At 63.6% G+C, this 894-nt stretch carries 1 protein-coding gene; it reads left to right on the plus strand.

Annotated elements, in window-relative coordinates:
- A partial coding sequence (locus tag I5G_RS19515; RefSeq protein ID WP_022880562.1) for a pyridoxal phosphate-dependent aminotransferase occupies positions 1 to 761 on the plus strand: 761 nt, incomplete at its 5' end.
- Positions 762 to 894: the final 133 nt, after the last annotated feature.

The raw sequence follows: 894 nt of genomic DNA on the forward strand, positions 1-894 counted from the left end.
CCGGCTACAAGCTGGGTCCAGAAGCCCTGGAGGCCGCCATTACCTCGCGCACCAAATGGCTGATGTTCAATTCGCCCTGCAATCCCAGCGGTGCGGCCTATACCCGCGCCGAGCTGGAGGCGCTGGCCGAGGTGCTCAAGCGCCATCCGCATGTGTGGATCCTCTCCGACGATATCTATGAACACCTGACCTATGGCGACTTCGAGTTCACCACGCCGGCCCAGATCGCACCCGAACTCTACGAACGCACCCTGACCATGAATGGCGTCTCCAAGGCCTATGCCATGACAGGTTGGCGCATCGGCTACGCCGCCGGTCCGCTGCCGCTGATCAAGGCCATGGAAAAGATCCAGGGCCAGCTCACCTCCGGCGCCAGTTCCGTGTCGCAATGGGCGGCGCTGGAAGCGCTCAACGGCCCGCAGGATTACATCCATGAAAGCCGCAAGGTATTCCAGGCGCGGCGTGACCTGGTGGTGTCGATGCTGAACCAGGCCGAGGGCCTGGATTGCCCGGTGCCGGAAGGGGCGTTCTATGTGTTCCCCTCATGCGAGCGTCTGATCGGCAAGCGCACTGAGGATGGCCACAGCATCGCCAGCGACGAGGATTTCGTCTCGCTGCTGTTGCAGGCCGAAGGCGTGGCGCTGGTGCATGGCAGCGCCTTCGGACAAGGGCCTAACTTCCGCCTGTCCTATGCCGATTCGACCGAGCGGCTGCAGCAGGCCTGCCTGCGCATCCAACGTTTCTGCGCAAGCTTGCGCTAAGCCTTTTCTGCTTAACAAGGAGAACATCAAGCAGGGCTGGGAGCTCGTCCAGGTCGTCACCGGCCCCGAAGGCGGCCTGGTGGCGTACTTCAAGCGCCCCGTCGGCGGGGGAGAGGCCCACGCAGGCCTCGGT

The organism is Microbacterium sp. B19 (assembly GCF_000333395.1).
Classification (GTDB): domain Bacteria; phylum Actinomycetota; class Actinomycetes; order Actinomycetales; family Microbacteriaceae; genus Microbacterium.